The 3,663-nt window shown below is 64.3% G+C and carries 3 protein-coding genes and 1 pseudogene; 2 read left to right on the top strand and 2 right to left on the bottom strand.

The window, feature by feature from the left end; all coding sequences use genetic code 11:
- Window positions 1-408: RluA family pseudouridine synthase (locus ACFP9U_RS24305; protein ID WP_378625371.1), on the top strand; the 408-nt coding region annotated here is incomplete at its 5' end.
- 169 nt (window positions 409-577) lie between these two features.
- Window positions 578-1,498 carry an RNA polymerase sigma factor RpoH gene (rpoH, locus tag ACFP9U_RS24300; RefSeq protein ID WP_322453005.1) on the top strand — a complete coding sequence of 307 codons (921 nt, stop codon included), beginning with the start codon at window positions 578-580 and terminating at the stop codon, window positions 1,496-1,498.
- A 220-nt stretch (window positions 1,499-1,718) separates the two neighbouring features.
- Here rpoH and ACFP9U_RS24295 read toward each other — a convergent pair whose 3' ends face one another.
- Entirely contained in the window at window positions 1,719-2,759 is a 1,041-nt protein-coding gene (locus ACFP9U_RS24295) for an endonuclease/exonuclease/phosphatase family protein (protein ID WP_378625369.1), read from the bottom strand.
- A 201-nt stretch (window positions 2,760-2,960) separates the two neighbouring features.
- Window positions 2,961-3,663, bottom strand: a pseudogene (locus tag ACFP9U_RS24290) (hypothetical protein); the annotation flags it as partial.

The following is a 3,663-nucleotide window of genomic DNA, read 5'->3' as shown; positions in this document are numbered from 1 at the left end:
CGCGACCGCACCCTGCGCGCGGTCGTGCCGGCGGGCCGCCCTGACGCCCGCCACGCACTCACCCGCTTCTCGGTGCTGGAGCGTTACGGCGCCGGCCCACCGGACGAGCAGATCGCCGCCCTCGTGGAATGCCGTCTCGAAACCGGCCGCACGCATCAGATTCGCGTGCATATGGCGCATATCGGCCATCCGCTCATCGGCGACCCGGATTATGGCCGCGCCTTCCGCACGAAGACGAACCGGCTGCCACCCGACATGGCCGAAAAGGTTGCGACATTTCCGCGCCAGGCGCTTCATGCGCGCCTCCTGGCCTTCCGCCACCCGGAAACCGCCACAATTATGCGCTTTGAGGCCCCGATACCGAGCAATATGGTGGAACTCATACGGTGTTTCGCCGCTTTGGCGTAAAGGCAACGCGGAATTTCAGCGTTCACGAGGGCGTAACGGTTTGTTGACCGCTGACGGAAGGTTTTGCCTTTCGGAATAAGTTCCTATATATAGAGTGACGCGGTGCGCACTGGTGCGGCCGCGTTTTTCGCCCGCCTGCCGGGGGCGTCCAGAGAGGAGGGTGCTTTACATGGCCCAGACACTACCAAGCATTGTTTCGGGGGAAGGCGGTCTTACCCGGTATCTCGAGGAGATCCGCCGGTTTCCCATGCTGCAACCGGAAGAGGAGTACATGCTTGCGAAACGCTATCGCGAGCATGGTGACCCCGACGCCGCGCACAGGCTCGTTACCAGCCATTTGAGGCTCGTGGCGAAGATCGCCATGGGCTATCGCGGCTACGGCCTGCCGATCGGCGAGGTCATCTCCGAAGGCAATGTCGGCCTTATGCAGGCCGTGAAGAAATTCGAGCCCGAACGCGGCTTCCGCCTGGCCACCTATGCGATGTGGTGGATCAAGGCGTCGATCCAGGAATATATTCTGCGCTCATGGAGCCTCGTCAAGATGGGCACCACGGCGAACCAGAAGCGGCTGTTCTTCAACCTGCGCAAGGTGAAGGGCAAGATCCAGGCGCTGGACGAGGGTGATCTCAACCCCGAACAGGTCTCGGAGATCGCCACGCGACTGAATGTGAGCGAGGAGGAGGTCGTCTCCATGAACCGCCGGCTTTCCGGCGACGCCTCGCTCAACGCGCCGATCCGCGCCACGGAAGGCGAGTCCGGCGAGTGGCAGGACTGGCTCGTCGATGAACAAGACAGCCAGGAGGACATGCTGGTCGAGCAGGACGAGCTCGAATCGCGGCGCCGCATGCTGGGCGAGGCGATGGGCGTGCTCAACGACCGTGAGCGGCGCATCTTTGAGGCGCGCCGTCTGTCCGACGAGCCGCTGACGCTGGAGGAGCTTTCCGGCGAATTCGACATCAGCCGCGAGCGCGTGCGCCAGATCGAGGTGCGCGCCTTCGAGAAGGTGCAGGAAGCGGTACAGGCCTCGGCCAGGGAACAGGCCCAGGCCGGCCGCTCTGCCCAGGGCGCGGGTCAGGCTGCGGCGCTTTGAGCCTCTCCTGAAAGTTACCGCTCTTACTGAAAGGGCGCTCCCGAACGCATTCAGGTGCGGGAGGAGAGCGCCCTTTCTGCTTCTACGTGAAGAAGTTCCAGGAGAGCGGGCACTGACTTGAAAACGTCTGGAGCGACCGGCGAAACTCGCGTGCAGACTGCACGGTGGAACGTTCCGAAGCGAGTGCCGCGGGCGCGGCGGGATCGCGGAACGGGCTCCGTCAGGATCCCGGCGCGCCGCGCGCCGGCTTCCATTTGAAGGCGGCGCGGATGACTCCGTGATCGCACGTCCCGCTGTTCTTGTGATCGTCGTAGTTGAGGTGGTCGTTCTCGACCGTCATCTCCTTGAAGGCCCAGAGCCGATCAGAAGAGTTGTCGTAAAACTGCTCGCTGACGAGGATATGGTCGAGGCTCTCGCGTTGCTTCTCGAAGACATACGTATAATACACGTCACGGATCGAGCGGTATTCCTGCAGGGTTTGGGCAGTGTAGAGGGCGTTGTCGCCACCTCCGGTCGAGAGCGGACCGAGATACCGCGGCTGTTCGGTGAGGATGTTCAGTGTGTTGGACGCCTTGCCGTCGTTCATATCGCCCAGGACAATGATCGGCTCGGCCGTGTCCTTGGCAATCTTGGTGATGACCACGCGCAGCGCCGCCGCCTCTGCGGTGCGCCGGATCGTGGAAATCGCATAGCCCAGCGCAGTTCGGTGATCGCCGTGCACGTCGCGGTCGTACCAGTCCCGCTCGCGCCAAATCTCGGCGGGCCGGCGCGACTTGAAATGACAGACGAAGACGTGGATGACTGGCGTCGCCGGATCAGGACGAATCCGCGCATGCAGCACCGGACGGGAAAAGCGCGACAGGTTGACCGCGATTGCGGGCTGCTGCGGATCGTCGCCGGTGCTCTTCAGGACGGTCTCCGGCGGAAACTCCGTAATCCATTCGGGATCAGCGACCAGCATGTCCGCTCGCACCGCACCCGCACAGACGATCCGGTCGCCTCGATGTCCGGGCGGCACGAGCGGCTCGTGCGAGCCCGCCAACCCCGCCTGATCCAGGACCTGGTCGAGCGCTTCGGCCGCCCAGAGCTCTTGGAAGCCTATGAAATCGGCGGCAAGACGCGCCAGCATCCGGCCCGTCCACGCGACCTTGCGCTCGTATACGGACGTGTCCCACCCGTCCGTATCGCCGTAAACGGCCCTTCCGGGGAGCTGGAGATTGTAAAGGTTGAAGCTGGCGAACGAAATGTCACGACTGCTCATGACAGCCTCGTCTGGATGGAACGAGTCAGGGACACCCCGAGCAGGGTAGAAGTACCAGAGTATTGAGCAATCGCAAAACGAATGCGCTGCCGCTACGCCACCGATGAACGGTGGCTGCCGCCTTCGGGAGCAGCGCCGCTGGTATGCAGCCCAGGCAAACGGTGAACTGAACGGGGCGAAGAAAGCCTCCGCGCGGGCCGGTTACCCGCTCGAAGCGCGTTCCCAGGCGGCAAGCGCTTCGTCGAAGACTTCCTGGCCGGGCGTGCCCTTCTCCATCGTAATGAGCGCGCGGCGGCCCGAGGCGTAGACGATGGGAATGTCGATCCAGCTCTGACGCCGCATGAGAAGGCGGTTGGTTTCCATATCCGCCCTGTTGTCGCTCAGCGCCACCAGGAAGAAGCCGTCGGCGATCTTGGCCGGGATGCCCAGCAGCGGGCTGCCCGTGTCCTGTTCCGAGCGCTTCATCGCAAGGCGCCGGACATCCTGAATGCCCCCGCCCTCGAAATCGTCGGGCGTGAGGAAGATCAGCTCGACGATATGGCTTGCCGGCAGCGACTGATCGACATTGCGCCGGATCGTCATCTTGAGCTGGACCCCCTTGCCCGGAACCGTCACCTCGCCGCGAACGGCCGGCTCGGCCGGGAGATTGTCGCCGGGCGATTCCTCGACGAGCGACCAGACCACGGTGCCGCGCTCCGCCGAGCCTTCCGAGACACTGGTGCGCTCCTCGTAGAAGATCGCCCTTTGGCCGACCGGCAATGCGGCCCCCGCGTCCGGGGTGGCCTCGTCGGTCTGCCCCGCTTCCACCGGGGAGCCGTCAGGCACCGTCGCCTCGGCGACCGAGGTGCCCTCGCCCAGCTCCGGTTCATCGCCCGCCGGTCCCTCGTCCACTTCACGGCCATCC

This window comes from Nitratireductor sp. GCM10026969, assembly GCF_042660605.1.
Taxonomy (GTDB): domain Bacteria; phylum Pseudomonadota; class Alphaproteobacteria; order Rhizobiales; family Rhizobiaceae; genus Chelativorans.
The sequence above is the reverse complement of the archived record's forward strand: the minus strand, read 5'-3'. Positions and strand labels throughout refer to the sequence as shown.